The sequence below is a fragment of the Comamonas sp. CMM02 genome (assembly GCF_014851485.1).
GTDB classification, from domain to species: domain Bacteria; phylum Pseudomonadota; class Gammaproteobacteria; order Burkholderiales; family Burkholderiaceae_C; genus Comamonas; species Comamonas avium.
This window is the reverse complement of record NZ_JACUZW010000005.1, coordinates 148,130-166,884: the sequence shown is the minus strand read 5'-3', so window position 1 is coordinate 166,884 and position 18,755 is coordinate 148,130. Positions and strand designations below refer to the sequence as shown.

The 18,755-nt window shown below is 58.2% G+C and carries 14 protein-coding genes and 1 tRNA gene; 6 read left to right on the top strand and 9 right to left on the bottom strand.

Annotation, left to right across the window (positions count from 1 at the left end; genetic code table 11):
* Positions 1-29: 29 nt before the first annotated feature.
* Together IB213_RS16065 and mfd are read right to left on the bottom strand one after the other, a co-directional pair.
* Complete coding sequence (locus IB213_RS16065) at positions 30-689, bottom strand: hypothetical protein (RefSeq protein WP_191721331.1); 660 nt, start codon at positions 687-689, stop codon at positions 30-32.
* 120 nt (positions 690-809) lie between these two features.
* Positions 810-4,283, bottom strand: coding sequence for a transcription-repair coupling factor (mfd, locus tag IB213_RS16060; protein WP_192407807.1), 3,474 nt, complete (start codon positions 4,281-4,283; stop codon positions 810-812).
* Between the two features lie 101 nt (positions 4,284-4,384).
* On the opposite strand from mfd, the gene IB213_RS16055 reads away from it, so the two are divergent.
* Entirely contained in the window at positions 4,385-5,203 is an 819-nt protein-coding gene (locus tag IB213_RS16055) for a 2-C-methyl-D-erythritol 4-phosphate cytidylyltransferase (RefSeq protein ID WP_192407806.1), read from the top strand.
* A 49-nt stretch (positions 5,204-5,252) separates the two neighbouring features.
* On the top strand, positions 5,253-5,738 hold the full coding sequence (ispF, locus tag IB213_RS16050; RefSeq protein WP_192407805.1) for a 2-C-methyl-D-erythritol 2,4-cyclodiphosphate synthase: 486 nt from the start codon (positions 5,253-5,255) through the stop codon (positions 5,736-5,738).
* 107 nt (positions 5,739-5,845) lie between these two features.
* Here ispF and IB213_RS16045 read toward each other — a convergent pair whose 3' ends face one another.
* Together IB213_RS16045 and ompR are read right to left on the bottom strand one after the other, a co-directional pair.
* On the bottom strand, positions 5,846-7,315 hold the full coding sequence (locus IB213_RS16045; RefSeq protein WP_191721335.1) for a sensor histidine kinase: 1,470 nt from the start codon (positions 7,313-7,315) through the stop codon (positions 5,846-5,848).
* A 48-nt stretch (positions 7,316-7,363) separates the two neighbouring features.
* A complete protein-coding gene (gene ompR, locus IB213_RS16040) occupies positions 7,364-8,095 on the bottom strand; it encodes a two-component system response regulator OmpR (RefSeq protein WP_191721336.1) in 732 nt (243 codons plus the stop codon).
* A 206-nt stretch (positions 8,096-8,301) separates the two neighbouring features.
* Between ompR and IB213_RS16035 the strand changes: the two genes are divergently transcribed.
* Positions 8,302-9,048: an SIMPL domain-containing protein gene (locus IB213_RS16035; RefSeq protein WP_191721337.1), complete on the top strand. Its 747-nt coding sequence runs from the start codon at positions 8,302-8,304 to the stop codon at positions 9,046-9,048.
* Positions 9,049-9,191: 143 nt separating this feature from the next.
* Here the strand turns inward: IB213_RS16035 and IB213_RS16030 are convergent, their stop codons facing one another.
* Positions 9,192-9,974 carry a 3-hydroxybutyrate dehydrogenase gene (locus tag IB213_RS16030; protein ID WP_192407803.1) on the bottom strand — a complete coding sequence of 261 codons (783 nt, stop codon included), beginning with the start codon at positions 9,972-9,974 and terminating at the stop codon, positions 9,192-9,194.
* Positions 9,975-10,049: 75 nt separating this feature from the next.
* Between IB213_RS16030 and IB213_RS16025 the strand changes: the two genes are divergently transcribed.
* The 3 genes from IB213_RS16025 (at position 10,050) to IB213_RS16015 (ending at position 13,438) form a co-directional block, all read left to right on the top strand.
* Entirely contained in the window at positions 10,050-10,967 is a 918-nt protein-coding gene (locus IB213_RS16025) for an alpha/beta fold hydrolase (protein ID WP_192407801.1), read from the top strand.
* Positions 10,968-11,121: 154 nt separating this feature from the next.
* Positions 11,122-13,299 carry a bifunctional (p)ppGpp synthetase/guanosine-3',5'-bis(diphosphate) 3'-pyrophosphohydrolase gene (locus tag IB213_RS16020; RefSeq protein WP_192407915.1) on the top strand — a complete coding sequence of 726 codons (2,178 nt, stop codon included), beginning with the start codon at positions 11,122-11,124 and terminating at the stop codon, positions 13,297-13,299.
* A 62-nt stretch (positions 13,300-13,361) separates the two neighbouring features.
* Positions 13,362-13,438 (top strand) — tRNA-Val (locus IB213_RS16015).
* A 157-nt stretch (positions 13,439-13,595) separates the two neighbouring features.
* On the opposite strand, the gene IB213_RS16010 is transcribed toward IB213_RS16015, so the two are convergent.
* The 4 genes from IB213_RS16010 to IB213_RS15995 form a co-directional block, all read right to left on the bottom strand.
* Positions 13,596-15,284: a PAS domain-containing protein gene (locus IB213_RS16010; RefSeq protein ID WP_192407799.1), complete on the bottom strand. Its 1,689-nt coding sequence runs from the start codon at positions 15,282-15,284 to the stop codon at positions 13,596-13,598.
* Between the two features lie 12 nt (positions 15,285-15,296).
* Positions 15,297-16,445: an HD-GYP domain-containing protein gene (locus IB213_RS16005; RefSeq protein ID WP_192407797.1), complete on the bottom strand. Its 1,149-nt coding sequence runs from the start codon at positions 16,443-16,445 to the stop codon at positions 15,297-15,299.
* Positions 16,446-16,858: 413 nt separating this feature from the next.
* Positions 16,859-18,154, bottom strand: a complete 1,296-nt coding sequence (locus IB213_RS16000) for a TRAP transporter large permease (RefSeq protein ID WP_191721342.1) — start codon at positions 18,152-18,154, stop codon at positions 16,859-16,861.
* Complete coding sequence (locus IB213_RS15995) at positions 18,147-18,653, bottom strand: TRAP transporter small permease (RefSeq protein ID WP_192407795.1); 507 nt, start codon at positions 18,651-18,653, stop codon at positions 18,147-18,149. The genes IB213_RS16000 and IB213_RS15995 overlap by 8 nt, the downstream gene beginning before the upstream one ends.
* Between the last annotated feature and the right edge of the window lie 102 nt (positions 18,654-18,755).

Below are 18,755 nucleotides of genomic sequence, written 5' to 3'. Positions count from 1 at the left end.
GCGTTGTCTGCGCAGCCTGAATGAGCGCTTCAGTCCTTTTTGCCGTAAAGGTACAAATCATCTGACCATGTGGCCAGCCACTGCGGCTTGTAAGCGACGAACACGGCACACATCATGCCGGTGACCACGGCATCGCCCCAGGCCATGAGCCAGCGAGCAATGGTGGTCAGATCTTCATTCACACCGGGAAGCTGGTGTCCCAGCGCCGCAGACAGCATGCCTGCTAGAAACAGGCTGATCACCGAGCCCACAAAGCCGCGACCGAAGATGTAGGCAAACACTTTGGTGCCCAGCCAGCGGCGCACCAGTGCACCCCAGAGCATGGCGAAAGTAGCAGGTACCACGCCGTGCCACACGGTCAGGCGCAGGGCCTCTGCAGCCCCCAGCCCCGGTGACAGCGCATAGGCAATGCCGCCCACCAGGCACAGCGCTGGTACGGCCAGCGGCCAGCCAAGGCACATCATCACCAGGCATGCCCCGGACCACTGCAGTTGCAGCGGCATCTGGTGCAGCGTGGGCAGTGCCCACAGCCAGGGCAGCACAACCAGCGTGGCCAGCAGCGGGGTCCACAGGGGAGAGCTGTCGCCATGGTCTTGCGTGACCAAAGCTTTGCGATTGCTCAGCAGCCGCCAGGGGCGCATGGCCATGGCGGTGGTGAGTGCGACGACAACAAGAGCAACATCCAGCATGCGGCGATTGTGCTTATTTAGCGCGGCACGCGGCACGCCGCCGGAGCGGGTTTGGCTTGAGGTAGATCAAGCTGCACGCACGCAACAGGTGGGTTGCCTGTGCGCAGCGTGCATGCGTGATCAGGCCTTGGCTGGCTGCCCCAGGCTGCGCAGCACATCGCGCACCATCTGCGCGCGGGCTTTGGGGTCAGGCAGCTCGCGCTCAATGCGCAGCTTGTCGTTGCCAGCCAGCTTGATGTGCTTGTTCTTCTGAATCAGGCTGATGATCTGCATGGGCTCTACAGGCGGGTTGGGCTTGAAGGTGATGTTGATGACACCCGGGGCTGCATCCACCTTTTGAACGCCATAGGGCTCTGACAGAACACGCAGGCGGTGCGTGTCAATCAGGGTCTGGGCCTGTGCTGGCAGTTTGCCAAAGCGGTCCACGATCTCTTCCAGCAAGTTATCGATCTGCTCGGTGGTCTTGGCGGTAGCCAACTTTTTGTAGAACGACAGGCGCAGGTGCACATCGCCGCAGTAGTCGCTGGGCAGCAGTGCCGGGGCATGCAGGTTGATTTCGGTGGTGGCAGACAGGGGCGATAGCAGATCGGGTTCTTTGCCGTTCTTGAGGCTGCGCACGGCCTCTGACAGCATTTCGTTGTACAGCTGGAACCCGATTTCCATCATGTTGCCGCTCTGGTTTTCGCCCAGCACCTCACCGGCACCGCGAATTTCCAGGTCATGCATGGCCAGGTAAAAGCCACTGCCCAGCTCTTCCATCTGCTGGATGGCGTCCAGACGCTGCTGTGCTTGCTTGGTCAGACCTTCCAGGTCAGGCACCATCAGGTAGGCATAGGCCTGGTGGTGGCTGCGGCCCACACGGCCACGCAACTGGTGCAACTGCGCCAGACCAAACTTGTCGGCACGGCTGATGACGATGGTGTTGGCCGTGGGCACGTCAATACCGGTTTCAATGATGGTGGAGCACAGCAGCATGTTGTAGCGCTGGGCGACAAAGTCGCGCATGACTTTTTCAAGCTCGCGCTCGGGCATCTGGCCGTGGGCAACGGCAATGCGTGCCTCGGGCAGAATTTCTTCCAGCTGCTGGCGGCGGTTTTCAATGGTTTCCACCTCGTTGTGCAGGAAGTAGATCTGGCCGCCGCGCTTGAGCTCGCGCAGCACGGCTTCGCGGATCACGCCCTGGCTCTCGGAGCGCACAAAAGTCTTGATGGCCAGCCGGCGCTGCGGTGCTGTGGCAATGACCGATAAATCGCGCAGACCTTCCAGCGCCATGCCCATGGTGCGCGGAATGGGGGTGGCCGTGAGCGTGAGCACATCCACCTCGGCGCGCATGGCCTTCATGGCTTCTTTGTGGCGCACGCCAAAACGGTGTTCTTCATCAATGATGAGCAGGCCCAGGTCTTTGAACTTGACTGAGCTGGACAGCAGCTTGTGCGTGCCCACCACGATGTCCACAGACCCTTCGCCCAGCCCTTGCAGCGCAGCGTTGACTTCTTTGGTGGTGCGAAAGCGAGAGACTTCAGCAATCTTGACGGGCCACCTGGAAAAGCGGTCAACCAGCGTCTGGTAATGCTGTTCAGCCAGTAGCGTGGTGGGGGCCAGGAAGGCCACCTGCTTGCCGGCCATGGCCGCAACAAAAGCGGCGCGCAAGGCCACCTCGGTTTTGCCAAAGCCCACATCGCCGCAGACCAGCCGGTCCATGGGCTGGGGGCTGACCATGTCGTGAATCACCGCGTGAATGGCCGCCTTCTGGTCGGCAGTTTCCTCAAATCCGAAGTCTTGTGCGAACTGTTCGTAGTCTTGCGGGTTCAGGCGGAAGGCATGGCCCTGGCGCGCTGCGCGGCGGGCGTAGATGTTGAGCAGCTCGGCCGCTGCATCGCGCACCTGCTCGGCGGCTTTGCGCTTGGCTTTTTCCCACTGGCCGCTGCCCAGACTGTGCAGGGGGGCCGATTCAGGCGTCACGCCCGTGTAGCGGCTGATGTGGTGCAACTGACTGACGGGCACATACAGCACGGCATCTTTGGCGTACTCCAGGTGCAGGAACTCTTGCATGGCGGGTGTGCCGTCGTCGTTCTTTTGTCCAACATCCATATTGATCAGGCCGTGATAGCGCCCAATGCCATGCTGGCTGTGCACCACGGGGTCACCCACTTTCAGCTCGGACAGGTCTTTGATCAGCGCCTCGACATCGCTGACCTGCTCCTGCTTCTTGCGCCGGCGTGTGGTGCCGGTGCTGGCGAACAGCTCGGTTTCTGTGACAAAGTCGATGCCTTCTTGCACCCATGCAAAACCGCGCATGAGGGTGGAGGTGGCAATGCCCAGCTTTTCGCTGGTTTCGCTTTGGAACTCGGCCAGTGAATCAAAGGCCGGCGGGTTCAGCTGCGAAGAGCGCAAAAAGTCCAGCAGGCTTTCGCGGCGGCCATCGCTTTCAGCCAGCACCAGCACACGGCGCTTGGCAGTCTGTACGTGCTGCTGCAGGCGCTGCAGCGGGTCTTCTGCGCCGCGTACGACGGACAGGTCCGGCAGCTTTTGAAAGATAGCGCTGTCTTGTACATCGTCTACGCCGGAACGCAGCGCCAGTTGCTGGTAAGACTTGGCAGCCGCGTAGAACTGCTCGGCACTCAGAAACAAGGTGTCCGGGGGCAGGACGGGGCGCTCGGGGTCGCCCTGCACCAGACGGTAGCGGTCCTTGGTGTCTTGCCAGAAGCGATGAAAAGCAGGCTCCAGCTCACCATGCAGCACCAGCGTGGCGGCATCGCCCAGGTAGTCAAATACCGTGGCCGTGCTGTCAAAGAACAGGGGCAGGTAGTACTCAATACCTGCAGTGGCTACGCCCGCGCCCATGTCCTTGTAGATGCGGCTGCGTGTGGGGTCGCCCTCCAGCAGCTCACGCCAGCGCGAGCGGAACTTGGTGCGTGCATCCTCGTCCATGGGGAATTCGCGCCCTGGCAGCAGCCGCACTTCCTGCACGGTATCCAGGCTGCGCTGGCTATCAGGGTCAAAAACACGGATGGAGTCGATCTCGTCATCGAACAAATCGACACGGTAAGGCACCTCGGAGCCCATGGGAAACAGGTCAATCAACCCTCCGCGCACAGCGTATTCGCCGTGGCTGACCACTTGCGAGACGTGCTGGTAGCCTGCCAGCGTCAGCTGGGCTTTGAGCTTGGCCTCATCCAGTTTCTGGCCTTGCTTGAATTCAAAGGTGTAGCCCGCCAAGAAAGAGGGGGGCGCCAGCCGGTACAGCGCTGTGGTGGCCGGTACCAGCACCACATCAGCGCCGTGCTGGTGGTCGCGCTCACGAATGCGCCACAGCGTGGCCAGCCGCTCACTGATCAAGTCCTGGTGCGGGGAGAACGTGTCGTAAGGCAGCGTTTCCCAGTCTGGAAACAGGGCGCAGCGCAACTGGGGTGCAAAGAACGCCATTTCTTCAATCAGGCGCTGGGCATCGCTGGCGTCTGCCGTGACGATGGCGGTGATGCGCCCTGCCGCGTGCTCTCGCTGCGCCAGTTGCGCCAGCAGCAGCGCATCAGCGCTACCAACGGGCGTGGGCAAGGAAAAACGTTTACCGGGCGTGAGTTTGGGCAAATCCATGGGGCCAGAAATCCTGATGCAGCAGACGCTGGGCCTGCAAAAAGCGCGGAAATGCGGCATGCAGCCGCGTGTGCGAAGCAGACGATTCTAGAATGTTGCGCATGACAGACTTGCTTGCTGCAGCGAATGCGCCCGGGTGTCCGCAGGGTCGTTTCTGGGGACTGATCCCGTGTGCCGGTGTCGGTGCGCGCGCCATTCCTGCCGGAGCGCCAGCGCCCGACTTGCCCAAACAGTACCACCTCGTAGCGGGCCAGCCGATGGTCTTGCACACGCTGGCCGCCTTTGCCGGTGCGCAGCGCCTGGCCGGTACGCTGGTGGCGCTGGCCCCAGGTGACACCTACCTTGACGGCTACCACAGCTCCTTGTGGTTTCATGCGCACTGCGGTGGTGCAACACGGGCCGATACTGTAATTGGAGGCTTGAAAGTGCTGCTCGCGCGAGGTGCTGCGCAGCACGACTGGGTGCTGGTGCACGATGCGGCACGCTGCTTGGTGACCTCGGCGCAAATTGATGGACTGATTGCCGAGTGCGAGCACGACAGCGTAGGCGGCCTGCTGGCGCATAAATTGCCAGATACATTGAAGACTGCCATTACCGGGCCTACAGGGGTGCGTGTAGCTTCTACGGTAGACCGCAGCGACAAATGGCTTGCGCAAACCCCGCAGATGTTTCGTCTGGGCAGCTTGCTGGATGCGCTGAACCGCATGGGTGCCGCTGCTACGGATGAAGCCAGCGCCATGGAGGCCATGGGCCACCGGCCCAAGCTCATACCCGGTGGCGCGCACAACTTCAAAGTGACCTATCCCGACGACTTTGCCTTGGCTGAAGCCGTGCTGATGCAACGCGGCGGCAGTGCCACGCTGGAGCTGTTCAAAGGCAAGCGTGACAATGCGCAGCCAGTGGGCAATCCTTTTTTCTAATTAATAACCTAATGGACCGCTGGCCATTGGCAGGCGGGCATAAATAACTATGAATTTTCGTATTGGTGAAGGCTGGGACACCCATGCTCTGGTCGAAGGCCGCAAGCTGATCATTGGTGGCGTTGAAGTCCCGCATGACAAGGGCTTGCTGGGGCATTCGGATGCTGACGTCCTGCTGCATGCCATCACTGACGCTGTGCTGGGCGCTGCTGGGCTGGGTGATATTGGCCGCCACTTTCCTGACACTGCAGTGGAGTTCAAGGGCGCTGACTCTTTTGTTCTGCTGCAAGAAGCCACGCGCCGGGTGCGCGAAAAGGGCTGGGAGATTGGCAATATCGACAGCACCGTGATTGCGCAGCAGCCCAAGCTGGCACCACACATTCCGTTGATGCAAAAACGCATCGCACAAGCTTTGGGTGTGACCGAAGAGCAGGTGAACGTCAAAGCCAAAACAGCCGAGAAGATGGGCCCTGTGGGTGAGCTGCTGGCGATGGAGGCCAACGCCATCGCCTTGATCTACAAGCAGGCGCTTTAAAAAGCGCAGTTGCAGCGCTGGCTGCAGCAACGCCAGCATCGCTTGGTGGATAAACAAAAAGAGCCCTGATGCGCAAGCAGGCAGGGCTCTTTGGTTGGGGCGATGGTTTACATCGCTTCAGGTGGTAGCTGACGCTTGACCTGTGGGCGCTGCAAACGGTGCTGCGGGTCTTGGCCATCAGGCACGTCGGTGACGCGCTGCAATTGAATATTGGCCGCCAGGCCACCCGCATTGGCATTGGTGATGGAGAAAATTCCACCCATGCGCTGCACGGTTTTATCAACAATAGACAAGCCCAGGCCAGCGCCGGCTGCTGCAGTGCGCGCCGAGTTGCCGCGAAAGAACGGCTGTGTCAGGTTGGGCAGCTGTTCTGGCGGAACGCCGGGGCCGTGATCGCGCAGGCGCATCAGCACCCAGTTCTCCCGGGTTTTGATGCTGATGTCGACAAAAGCTGTGTCGGTATCAACGGTCTTGCCGTAACGGCGTGCGTTTTCCAGCAGGTTGGAAATCACGCGGGCCAGCTCTACCTCATCAGCCATCACATAGATGTCGTCGGGGATGGACATGGAGATTTGCAGCTCGCGGTGGTTTTGTACGGCGTAGACGCACGAGGCCACCACGGCATGCAAATTCACGACCGTCAGCGTGACGTGGTCGGGGCGTGCGTAGTCCAGGAACTTGTCAATGGTGGCGTCGAGCTGAACAATGTCGGCCACCATGTGCTCGCGGGCAATGTCATCTTGCACGCTCATCTCGGTTTCCAGGCGCAAACGTGCCAGTGGCGTGCGCAGGTCGTGCGAGATGCCTGCCAGCATCACGGCACGTTCTTGCTCCAGCTTGGCCAGTTTCTGTGCCATGCGGTTAAAGCCAATGTTGACCTCGCGGATCTCGCTGGTCACCGCTTCTTCATCGAGCTGACTGGCGGCAAAGTCACCATCGCGCACGCGGTTGGCGGCGTAACTCAATTGCTTGAGAGGGCGGTTGATCAGGCGTGCAATGACAGCAGCGCCCGCCAAAGAAAGCAGGCCCGCCGTACTCAGCCAGATCAGCCACGTGCGGCTGCCTGCGGTAACGAAGCGTGATTGATCCAGCAGCAGCCAGTTGGGGTCTTCATCGATGGTGAAGCTCACCCACAGCCCGGCTTCGCCATTGACACTGCGCGCCAAGATGGTGTCTGGCCCCAGGCGTGAGGTCAGCAGCTCATCCAGACGCATGTTCAGCTGGCTGGGCGGCAAAACCTCGAATTTGTCGCCAGGCTCACGCGGCTGAATGCGCACGCCTTCCTGGTCGGCCATGGTCTTGAGGAGCGAGACACGTGCAATGGCATCCGAGTGCTGCAGTGCGGCGCGGCTCAAGTTCACCAAAGAGGCAATTTGCTGCGCGGTCTGCAGTGTGCGTGGTTCAAATTCCAGCGCGCGCAGGGTCTGCAGCCACGCCAAAATGCTGCCCAGCAAAAGCAAGGCCAGCAGAAAGAAGGTGCGCCAAAAAAGATTGAGGCCCACGCGAGAGCGTGCGCCTGCATCATTGGTGGCGCTGGCGGTATGGTGACCGCCAGCATGCTTGGAAGAGCGTGACATGAAAGAAGGGCGCGCAAAGCGCCTTTGCCTTAGGCGTGGGAAAGTCGGTTAGCTGTTGCCATCTGGAACGAAGACATAGCCCACGCCCCAAACCGTTTGAATATAACGAGGCGCAGCAGCATCTTCTTCAATCAGCTTGCGCAGGCGCGAGACTTGCACGTCCAGACTGCGGTCGAAAGGCTCAAACTCGCGGCCACGTGCCAGCAGGGCTAGCTTTTCACGGGACAGGGGCTGACGCGGATGGCGTACCAGGGCCTTGAGCATGGCAAATTCACCTGTCGTCAAAGGCAGCTCTTCACCACTCTTTTGCAGCACGCGAGTGCCCAGATCGAAAGTGAAGGGGCCGAAAGTGACCGTCTCGTTGTCACCAGAGGGCGCACCCGGTGCTTCCACTGGAGGGCGACGGCGCAGCACAGCGTGGATGCGAGCCAGCAACTCTCGCGGGTTAAAGGGCTTGCCCAGATAGTCGTCAGCGCCGACTTCCAGACCCACGATGCGATCTACGTCTTCACCCTTGGCGGTCAGCATGATGATGGGCGTGCGGTCATTTGCAGAGCGCAGACGGCGGCAGATGGACAGTCCATCCTCACCGGGCATCATCAAGTCCAGCACGATCAGATCGACGGTTTCACGCAGCAGGATGCGGTTGAGGGCTTTGCCGTCTTCGGCAATCATGACTTCAAAGCCTTCTTGCGTGAGGTAGCGGCGCAGCAGGTCGCGGATACGTGCATCGTCATCAACGACGAGAATTTTGTCGGTTCGATTGTTGGTCGTGGCCATGGATTCACCCCTTGTCCAATTTGTAACAGAGCCAATTCTGACCAGCTTGGCGCGAAAAATTCCCGTTTTAGCCGATGTTTGACACAGTGTTACATGTCTTTCCTAAAAGTAGAAAACAGCTTTCATCTCAAGTAGTCTCTGTCTGTCATGCTTTGCCCTTTGTTTGCATGCAACTGGGCGTGTATTTCACAGAAAGGAAATTTGATATGCAGCTTCGCAAAAATGGCGCACGTTCCCTGCCTTCTTTCGTAGGGGTATTGCTTTTAGCCACTGGTGCTGTAAGTGCTTTCGGGGTGGCCCATGCGCAGACCCCCGAGCCTTTGCGCAATGTGGTGCAGCTTTCAGCGTCTGGGCAGGTCGAGGTTGACCAGGACTGGCTGCAAATGAACCTGAGCGTGAACCGCGAAGGCACCAATGCCGCAGCAGTGCAAAAGCAACTGCAGCAGAGTGTGGACGCCGCCATGCGTAGCCTCAAGCCTCAGGCACAAGGCCAAGACATGCAGGTGCACAGTGGCAGCTTTGGCGTATATCCGCGCCACGGTAGTGACGGAAAAATCAAAGGCTGGCAAGGTCGTGCCGAGGTGGTGCTGGAAGGCAAAGACTTTGCACGCATCAGTCAGGCTGCAGCGCAGGTGCCCGATTTGACAGTGTCCAGCATGGGCTTCGGGCTGTCCAAAGAAGGAAACATCAAGGTGCAAGACCAGGCCCAGGCCATGGCGGTTGAGAACTTCAAAGCGCGTGCATCACAGCTGACCAAGCAATTTGGTTTTGCTTCCTACAGCCTGCGCGAAGTGAGCGTCAACAGCCAGGATGGCTACTTTATGCCCCGCATGCAGCGTGCCAGCGTGGCCATGGCCGCAGCCCCCAAGATGGACATGGCTGAGCCAGTGCCTGTTGAGGCTGGAAAAACGCAGGTGACGGTGAACGTTTCAGGCTCTGTGCAGATGCAATAAGTTGCAATAACAAGAGCGTTGTACGTTTTCTGTCATTGCCTTTGAATCAAAAAAAGCCTCTGAAGATTCAGAGGCTTTTTTTGTATGAAGATGGCAGCGCTTGGGGTTCGCAGAACGAGCCAGGCAGCCGAAAAATTGCTCTCTTACTGCGCAGCCCAGCCGCCATCCATGTTCCATGCGACACCGCGTACGTTGCTGGCGGCATCGGAGCAAAAGAACACGGCCAATGCACCCAGCTCTTCAGGGGTGGTGAATTGCATTGATGGTTCTTTTTCGCCCAGCAATTGCTTGGTGGCGTCTTCCGTGCTGATGCCCTGGGCCTGGGCTTTGGCATCAACCTGTTTTTGCACCAGAGGGGTGAGCACCCAGCCTGGGCAAATCGCGTTGCAGGTCACCCCGGTTGTCGCGTTCTCTAAAGCCGTGACTTTGGTGAATCCCACAATGCCGTGCTTGGCAGCGACATAAGCCGACTTTTGTGCGGAGGCCACCAATCCGTGCACCGAGGCCACATTGATGATGCGGCCCCAATTGGCCTTTTGCATGGAGGGCAGTGCCAGCCGGGTGGTGTGAAAGGCGCTGGACAGGTTGATTGCCAAGATGGCATCCCATTTTTCAACAGGGAACTCTTGCACAGTGGCGACATGTTGAATGCCGGCGTTGTTGACCAAAATATCTACGCGACCCAATCGCTCAGCGGCAAAGGCCATCATGGCTTCAATTTCGGCGGGCTTGCTCATGTCAGCTCCGTGGTAATCCACGGAGATGCCGTGCGCGTGGCCTGCAGCCGCTACCTGGGCTTTGGCGGCGTCAACATCGCCAAAACCGTTCAATACGATATTGGCACCTTGCGCTGCCAGCGCTTGTGCAATCCCCAGGCCAATACCGCTGGTGGAACCCGTGACTAAAGCTGTTTTGCCCTTAAGCATCTGGATGTCTCCGCTGAAATATGAATTAGGATGGATGAATCCATTATCAATCGGCAAGTACGAGGATACGCACCCATGATTGAACCTACGCTGAACTACGTAACTTGCCCGGGCGCAGCGGTGCACGGTGGCTCAGAGCACCGCATGGCGTATTGGGAGTGGAACCAGACGGGCAATCCCTGGCATCCCCATGTGATTGTGTGTGTCCACGGGTTAACGCGACAAGGTCGTGACTTTGATGTGCTGGCGCGCACGCTGAGCCAGCATGCACGGGTAATTTGTCCCGATATTGCAGGGCGCGGCTACAGCGACTGGCTGGCGCAGCCGATGGATTACGGGCTTGTGCAATACACGGCCGACATGCTTGTTTTATTGCATCACGTCAATGCCACCGCGCCTGTCCAGGTGCTTGACTGGCTTGGCACCAGCATGGGCGGCCTGATTGGCATGAGTGTGGCAGGCAACCCTGCGCTGCCATTGCCTGTGCCTGTTCGCAAGCTGCTTTTGAATGATGTGGGCCCTGTTTTGGAGTGGCCAGCGTTGCAGCGTATAGCCTCTTACGTAGGAAAGCCCGCGCACTTTGACACGGAGCAGCAAGCTGCAGCGGCGTTGCAGGTACTGTCGGCAGGCTTTGGTCCACATACCACGCAAGCGTGGCTGGCGTTGAGCCGGCCTATGCTGCGCGCAGTGCAGGGCGGTGGCTATCGGTTGCACTATGACCCAGCCATTGCGCTACCCATGCAAGGCATGACACAGGAGCAGTCAGAACGTGGACAGGCCGTGCTTTGGGGGCTGTATGACGCAATTCGTGCACAAACATTGCTTGTGCGAGGGGCACAGTCAGATTTGGTGACACAGGACACTGCTCGCAAAATGCAGGAACGAGGTCCTTTTGCACAATGCATAGAGCTTGAAAGTGTGGGACATGCCCCCACCTTTGTGGCGGATGACCAGGTGGCCATCGCACGGAATTTCTTGTTGGGTGATGAATGAAAAAAGAATGTAAGGCCCTGCTGCACAAGCCATATGTGTTTGGCTGGAATCTGCACGAGGAGCTTGTATGCGCAGTGTGACGTCCTTGCCCCCAACAACAGGTGAAGACAGTGCGGTGCCGACGGGGTTGAAGGCGCCGGCTGGGCCGGTGGAGATGCCGCACCTGCTGGCGGCCACAGCAGGCAATATTCCAGATCAGGTGGATGCCTTGCGTCGAGCACGTGCGTTTGCAGAGCCGCTGCTGTCTGGGGAAGAGCTGTCTTCTGGTGAAAACACGCTGGCACACGCGGATGCCACTGCGGCAATTTTGCAGGGCATTGGCGGTTCAGAGGCAATGCAGGCTGCGTGTTACCTGGTGTATGCCAGCATGCACCTGAACAAACCGCTGGAAGTGTTGACCAAGGCGTTTGGTCCTAATTTTGCGGAGCTGGCGGTAGAAACCACCAAGCTCATGCAGGTGCAGCAGCAAGCTCGCGCAGGCGAGAGCAGCGCACAGCGGGTGGATGACCCCGCCACGCAGACAGAAACCGTGCGCAAGATGCTGCTGGGCTTTTCGCGTGACGTGCGCGTAGTGCTGCTGCGCCTGGCATCGCGTTTGCAAACCTTGCGCTGGTATGCCGCCAGCAAGCGTGCGGTGTCGCCCAGCTTGGCGTACGAAGCGCTGCATGTCTTTGCGCCGCTGGCCAACCGTTTGGGTATTTGGCAAATTAAGTGGGAGCTGGAAGACCTGTCTTTCCGCTTTCTGGAGCCAGATACATACCGCAATATTGCCAGGCTGCTCGACGAAAAACGTGCCGAGCGCGAGGTTTACATGGAGCAGTTGCGCTCGCGCCTGGAGTCCGGGCTGCGTGCTTACAGCATCAGTGCCACCGTATCGGGCCGGCCCAAGCACATCTACAGCATTGTCAAAAAAATGCGGGGCAAGTCGCTCAACTTCGATCAGTTGTTCGATATCCGGGCTTTGCGCGTGGTGGTGCCGACAGTCAAAGACTGCTACACGGCCCTGTCGTGGGTGCACGAAAACTTCAGGCCGATTGAGTCGGAGTTTGATGATTACATTGCCAAGCCCAAGCCCAATGGCTACCAATCGTTGCATACGGTGGTGCGCGATGAGCAGGGCCGAGCCATTGAAATTCAAATTCGTACGCAGGCCATGCATGACCATGCCGAGAACGGTGTGGCCGCGCACTGGGCCTACAAAGAAGCTGGAGTCAAAGGCTATGCAGGCGTTAGCGCCACAGGTGATTACGACGCAAAGATTGCCGTATTGCGCCAGCTTCTTGCCTGGGGGCAGGACTTGTCAGAGAACCCCTCGCACCGGGGGCTGTTTGATGACCGCATCTATGTGCTGACACCGGATGCCGCTGTCATTGAGCTGCCTCAGGGGGCAACGCCAGTGGATTTCGCGTACTCAGTACACACTAATTTGGGGCATCGCTGCCGGGGCGCTCGCGTTGACGGCAACATGGTGACGCTCAATACGCCCTTGCAAAGTGGGCAGACCGTGGAAATCACAACGGTCAAAGAAGGGCGTCCATCGCGTGACTGGCTGAACCCAGAGCTGGGTTACTTGGTGAGCAACCGTGCCAAAGCCAAAGTGCGCGCTTGGTTTAATGCACAAGCCATGAATGAAACGGTCATGCGTGGCCGTGAGGCAGTAGAAAAACTGTTGCAGCGGGAAGGTAAAACGGCGGTCAAGCTGGACGATCTGGCCGTGCAGCTTGGCTTTAAATCTGCTGATGCTCTGTTTGAAGTGGTGGGCAAGGATGAATATTCCTTGCGCAATATCGAAACGGTATTGCGGCCTGCTGAGCCCAGCGAGCCTGAGGATGATATCCAGGCCATGGTGCGCAAGCCCCGTGCCAACAATGCTGCCCATAAAGGCGGTGTTCTGGTTGTGGGTGTTGACTCGCTCATGACGCAACTGGCCAAGTGCTGCAAGCCAGCGCCACCGGATGAAATTGGTGGTTTTGTCACGCGTGGCAAAGGAGTCAGTGTGCACCGCGCGGATTGCAGCAATTTCCGGGAAATGGCCGCACGCAACGAAGAGCGCGTTATTGATGTGGCGTGGGGGTTGCCCAAGGCAGAAAAGCTGACAGCGGTTTACCCGGTGGATGTTTCTGTAGAAGCCACCGACCGACAGGGTTTACTGCGCGATATCTCCGATGTTTTTGCCAAAGAGAAAACCAACGTCATCGGTGTGCAGACCCAGTCGGTCAAGGGGACTGCCTGGATGACATTCACCGTGGAAGTCTCTGACTCTGGCCGTTTGAACAAGGTGCTGGGGATTGTGGCCAACGTTTCTGGCGTGCGTTCTGCACGCAGGCGCTAATTTTGAGTGTTCTTGAATTGGCGTCATAACCCGTGCTACAATCGCTGCTTCTGATTAATTTCAGGCGCGTAGCTCAGTTGGTTAGAGCACCACCTTGACATGGTGGGGGTCGTTGGTTCGAATCCAATCGCGCCTACCAAACATATGCAAGTATTTATTGCTTGCAAAAAATGCCCACTAACAAGTGGGCATTTTTGTTTGTGCAGCATGAATTTCTTAAAGGATTCAGTCTCGGTCAGAAGGCTGCAGACCTCCTGCCTGACATTGCCAGCCCATGCTTGGTTTATGCGTATTGCTCAAGACTTGCCCATGCTGGCTGATGGAGTGGGCGCAGGCTCGAAATAATCCACCAGCTGGTTAAGCTCCTGTGCCGTGTGCTTGAGTTCTTCGGATGCTTTCCATGCCCGCTGTGCCTCGGCTCTGTTTTCAACGATCAATTCGGCCACCTGGTGCATGGCACTGGCGACTTCCTCAGCGCCAAATGCTGTTAAACGTGTAGCCGTGGCCAGTTCACGGGCTTCGAATGCCAGGCCCGCAAGGCTGCTGTCAGGCGCTGGCTGATCTGCCAGCAACATCAGTCGTTCTGCGCGCGCGCTGAGATCACTGGTTTCCGCCACGGCGGCATTGAGCGAGCGAATCGCAGAGTACACGCGGTCATGCTGTTCTTCAGAGTGCTCCGTGACTTCATACAGTGCCACATTCAACGTGGCGCAGTGGCGATGAATACGTCTGGCTGCCAGCGCGATTTCATCGAGCATCACTTTCAAATGCAGTTGCATCACTGCGGCTGCGTGGTTGAGCTGGCCGCTCTCGCCGGTGCCGGACAGATCGATATCTCCCTGTAGATCCCCTTGGGCAATGCGGTTCAGGCGGCGGATAGAGGCATTGAGCGGGTTGACAACGCCTCGGATAAACATGTGGCCTACCAGCACGACCACTGCAAGCCCCAGCGCAATACCTGCCATTGCAAAGCTGCGTATGCGGTTGTTGCGCTCCAGTGTGCTTTCGTACTCGCTACGCGCCGCTTGTGTGAGTGCATTGCGCAGTGCCACGGCAGCGGTCATTGCGGCTTGTTCCAGTGGCAGCACCTGCTGCTTGATCAGCTGCTCGGCTTGCTGGGGATCATCGTGCGCCACAGCCTGCTCTACTGGGCGCAGGCCATCGCTGGTGTATTGGGCCAGTGCGTGGGTCAGCATGGATTTTTGCTGAGTGACCTGTGCATCCATGTCGGCCAGCTGGCCCAACAGGGCGTGGATCTCATCACGGTGGGTGCGCAGTTTGCTAATCTGGCCGGCCAGTTGTCCCTGCAGATGGCTGTTTGCACTTTCGTGGCGAGCTAAGCGGATTTCCATCATGGTGGTCCGGCTGTCACTGAGTCTTGCTTCGATCTTGCCAATGGCGGTGATTGGCGCCAGCTGTGCGTGGTAGAGCTGGGTTAACGCGTTGTCGGCCAGCCTGAGGCCTCCAATCCCCAAAGCGCCTCCAGCCAGCATCAGCAGAGCGACAAACAGGCTGCCTGCTCGCATGCCTGTGCGTATGCCAAGCCAGTCTGGCAAACGAGGCTGCGGCTTTGATGTGCCGGCTGCCATGTCGCGGTAGCGCGTCTGTGCTGCATCAATGGCACTGGCTGGAGCGTGCTTGCGCACCGACATGTAGCCAATCACCTGATCGTTGCGTTTGATGGGCACTACACAGGCATCGACCCAGTAGTAGCCGCCGTCCTTGCAGCGGTTTTTGACGATGCCGCGCCAGGGTTTGCCGCTTTTTAGTGTGTGCCACATGTCTTCGAATGCGGCGCAGGGCATGTCTGGGTGGCGCACGATGTTATGGCTGCGCCCCAGCAGTTCGTCGAGCGCATAACCGCTGGCGTTGACAAAAGCCTCATTGGCATAGGTGATCACGCCCTTGAGGTCCGTCTTGGAGACCAGGGTGATGCCTGGGGGGATGTCAGTGTGCCGTGACGTCACGGGCAGGTTCTGCTTCATGGGTGGGCTTTCTCAGGGTTGCGTCCACAGACGCTTGAGCACCAGTGCTGCGGAGCGGCAGTCTTCAACTCGCAGTGAGCCTGTGATGTCGTGGGCAGGGTCGGTTGAATCGCGGTACTGCGGTCGCAAGATGGGCATGCCGTTACTGTCATAGAGGCTCCAAAGGTCAATGGATTCATTGCGCTTTTTTCGTGAGCGCACCACTGCGAATTCACCGTTAGCCAATCGCACCAGCGTGCCCGGGGGATGCATGGTCAGTGTCTTGATTGAAAGTTGTAGCAGCGGGTCGTCATACAGCCGTACCCGGTCTTGAAACAGTGCTTTGAGTGCATCGCGAGGAAACTGCCCGGCACGGTTGGGCCGGGGTGTGACCATTGCTGCATAAGAGTCGGCAATGGCAAGCAGGCGTGCTCCGACCACAATGGCATCGCCGCTGAGCCCCCGTGGGTAGCCTGATCCGTCATAACGTTCATGGTGCTGGCGCACCAGCTCCAGCCAGATAGTGTCTGTGACCCCCATTTCAGCCAGCAATGCGGCAGAGCGATCTGGGTGGCTGCGCACCAGTGCAGCCTGTTGCGGTGTCAGGGCGCCTGCCTGCTGATCCAGCTGTGCCTGCATGGACAGCAGCGACAGATCACGTGTCAGTGCGGCGCATGCCAGTGATAGCCGTTCGGACTCACCCAGCCCTAGCTCGCGTGCCGCAATTTCTACCAGGGTGGCCCCCAGCAATTGCTGGATCACCAGGTAGGGATGCTGGCGATCCAGGTGTAAGGCTGCCAGGAGTGCATCGGCATCCTCGGCACAGGCATCCAGAATGCCGTGGGCCAATCCCAGAACAACCGGGTGCAGTTCAATTCTTAGCGTGGCCGCTTGCAAATGGGTGTGCAGGCGCTTCAAGGTCATTGCCAGCCGATCGGCCCGAACGAACACTGGATCGGCTGTAGACAGCGCTACCGTGCATTCTGGCAACACCAGCGTGGGCTGTTGCGACGGATCGCTGGGTGGGAGCGGGGCATATGCGCCGCGTGTGAGCAAGGTGTTGATGTGGCGTGGAATGCTCAGCACATAGCCTTCACGAAACAGCAAATTGCCGCCCTCGTCATACAGCGGCCACGGTAATGGCTCGTTCAGTACCAAATCGCTTTGGAGGACGCGTCGCATGGTGAGAAGTCAGCCTGTCAATAAATAGTGAGGATCGCTTTTGTATGCGATTCACTACCTTGATGCAGATACATTTAGCAACAAAATGACTAATGTCAATATTGCCACTTATGGCTTATGAGTACTGACTACTGCGCTCGCATATTTGATAGTTAAATTACTTTTCCTGGGCAAAATTCATGACCGCGGTGTCTCGTAATTCCGGATTGTTTTGCAGACAAAATCAGGTTTGGCCATCTACTGTGTACGCTGTGTGCCGCTGCGTCGTCGTTGCTGTTTGGTGATGCATGGCGGCTGGACTGCCATGGGCTTTATGCCTGGGTGCATGTGGCCCAGACTTAGCATGGATGGACAGGGCCATAAAAAAAGGCCGCCACAGAATGCGAAATCTGTGGCGGCCTTTTTGTGTACGGTCACATCTTGTTAGGCAGCGCCGTCACGATTTCTGGGAAAAACCACAAGATAGCCAGTGCCAGCACCATCAAGCCAAAGTAAGGGGCGCACACTTTGGCGATGTAGGTGATCTGCTTGCCGGTCATGCTTTGCAGTACGAACAAGTTAAATCCCACAGGCGGAGTGATTTGGGCAGTTTCCACCGTGATCACCAGGAAGATGCCGAACCACAGCGGATCGATACCTGCAGCCTGAATGATGGGGAGCACAACGCTCATGGTCAGCACGATGGTGGAGATGCCATCCAGGAAGCAGCCGATCAAGATGTAGAAGATACCCAGTACCACGATGAGCATGGCGGGGGAGAGGTTCAAGCTGCCCACATACTCCGCCAGCTGGCGTGGCAAGCCGATGTAGCCCATGGATAGCGTCATGAATGCTGCGCCAGCCAGGATCAGTGCAATCATGCAGTACAGGCGGGTAGCGCCAAACAGGGAGGCCTTGAAGCTGTCCCACGTCAATGCCTTTTGTGAGGCAGACAGTATCAGTGCACCAGTTACACCAATCGCTGCAGCTTCTGTGGCAGTTGCAATGCCGCTGTAAATACTGGCTACCACGCTGGAAATCAGAAGCACCACAGGAATCAGGTGACGCGCCTCATACACTTTTTGCTTGAATGTCAAAGTGGCATCGGCTTTGGGCACTTTGTCCGGGTTGAGCAAAGCCCACACGATGATCCAGCCGCTGAACAGTACCGCCAGCATCAAACCGGGCAGCACGCCCGCCATGAACAGCTTGGAAATGGACAGTTCTGCCGATACACCGTACACAATCAAAATGATGGAGGGTGGAATCAGCAAGCCCAGTGTTGCAGGGCCACCCAGCGAACCGATGATTTGCGCTTCGGTGTAGCCGCGTTTTTGCAGCTCCGGAATGTTCATCTTGCCCACTGTAGCGCACGTTGCGGCGGAGGAGCCGGACACCGAGGCAAAGATGGTGCAGCCAATGACGTTGGTGTGCAGCAGCCGGCCGGGCAGCGCATTGACCCATGGCGCCAAGCCACGAAACATGTTTTCGGACAAGTTGGTGCGGTAGAGAATCTCTCCCATCCACACAAACAAAGGCAAGGCAGTCAGCGTCCAGCTGCTGGCAGAGCCCCAGATGGTCATGGCCATCGCATCACCGGCAGCACGTGCCGTGAAAAACTCCATGCCAAACCAGGCCACTCCGGCCAAAGTCAGGCCGACCCACACGCCGCCACTCAGTAAAACGAGCAGCACTACGATCAGTGCAACGCTGGCGAAAATTTCATTCATGGTGAGCATCCTCAGTTTCTCGGGGCTTGCGCTTGCCTAGCAGTTCCATCACCAATTCATCACAGAACGCAATGAAGAAGATCAACGTCCCCAGTGCCATGAAAATTTGTGGAATCCACAGCGGAGTGGCATCAATGCCAACGGAAATATCATCAATTTCCCAAGACTGCCAAACCAGGCGGCTGGCATAAAAGGCCAGAAAACCAGCCAGCAGCGTGGCGATCGTCAAGGCTGTTACTTCCAGTGCCTTGTAGGCTTTGCCTTTGAGCATGCCCAGCACCAGCGTGACGCGAATATGCTCGCCGGCTTTGAGCGTGCTGGCCAAAGCCATGAAGCCCGCGCCTGCCATGGCATATCCGGCATAGGCATCGGTGCCAGGGGCTGCGAACCCAAAGAAACGGCTGACAATGGTGAGCAGCACCATGAGCAGCACACCTATCATCGAGATGCCTGCCAGCCAAGCGCTGGCGGCATAGAGACCATCAAGCAATCTGCGCATCGCAAATGTCCTTCGTGTTGCCCGTGCAGGCGTTCACGGAAATGCATGGGAAAACAAAAATGCCCTTGAACGGCAAGGCGCTGCAGCAAGGGCAAAAAATAC

What these genes read in the sequence shown, in the direction of transcription:
- IB213_RS16065 (WP_191721331.1), bottom strand. Translation starts at nt 689, where the DNA reads ATGCTGGATGTTGCTCTTGTTGTCGTCGCACTCACCACCGCCATGGCC.
- mfd (WP_192407807.1), bottom strand. Translation starts at nt 4,283, where the DNA reads ATGGATTTGCCCAAACTCACGCCCGGTAAACGTTTTTCCTTGCCCACG.
- IB213_RS16055 (WP_192407806.1), top strand. Translation starts at nt 4,385, where the DNA reads ATGACAGACTTGCTTGCTGCAGCGAATGCGCCCGGGTGTCCGCAGGGT.
- ispF (WP_192407805.1), top strand. Translation starts at nt 5,253, where the DNA reads ATGAATTTTCGTATTGGTGAAGGCTGGGACACCCATGCTCTGGTCGAA.
- IB213_RS16045 (WP_191721335.1), bottom strand. Translation starts at nt 7,315, where the DNA reads ATGTCACGCTCTTCCAAGCATGCTGGCGGTCACCATACCGCCAGCGCC.
- ompR (WP_191721336.1), bottom strand. Translation starts at nt 8,095, where the DNA reads ATGGCCACGACCAACAATCGAACCGACAAAATTCTCGTCGTTGATGAC.
- IB213_RS16035 (WP_191721337.1), top strand. Translation starts at nt 8,302, where the DNA reads ATGCAGCTTCGCAAAAATGGCGCACGTTCCCTGCCTTCTTTCGTAGGG.
- IB213_RS16030 (WP_192407803.1), bottom strand. Translation starts at nt 9,974, where the DNA reads ATGCTTAAGGGCAAAACAGCTTTAGTCACGGGTTCCACCAGCGGTATT.
- IB213_RS16025 (WP_192407801.1), top strand. Translation starts at nt 10,050, where the DNA reads ATGATTGAACCTACGCTGAACTACGTAACTTGCCCGGGCGCAGCGGTG.
- IB213_RS16020 (WP_192407915.1), top strand. Translation starts at nt 11,122, where the DNA reads ATGCCGCACCTGCTGGCGGCCACAGCAGGCAATATTCCAGATCAGGTG.
- IB213_RS16010 (WP_192407799.1), bottom strand. Translation starts at nt 15,284, where the DNA reads ATGAAGCAGAACCTGCCCGTGACGTCACGGCACACTGACATCCCCCCA.
- IB213_RS16005 (WP_192407797.1), bottom strand. Translation starts at nt 16,445, where the DNA reads ATGCGACGCGTCCTCCAAAGCGATTTGGTACTGAACGAGCCATTACCG.
- IB213_RS16000 (WP_191721342.1), bottom strand. Translation starts at nt 18,154, where the DNA reads ATGAATGAAATTTTCGCCAGCGTTGCACTGATCGTAGTGCTGCTCGTT.
- IB213_RS15995 (WP_192407795.1), bottom strand. Translation starts at nt 18,653, where the DNA reads ATGCGCAGATTGCTTGATGGTCTCTATGCCGCCAGCGCTTGGCTGGCA.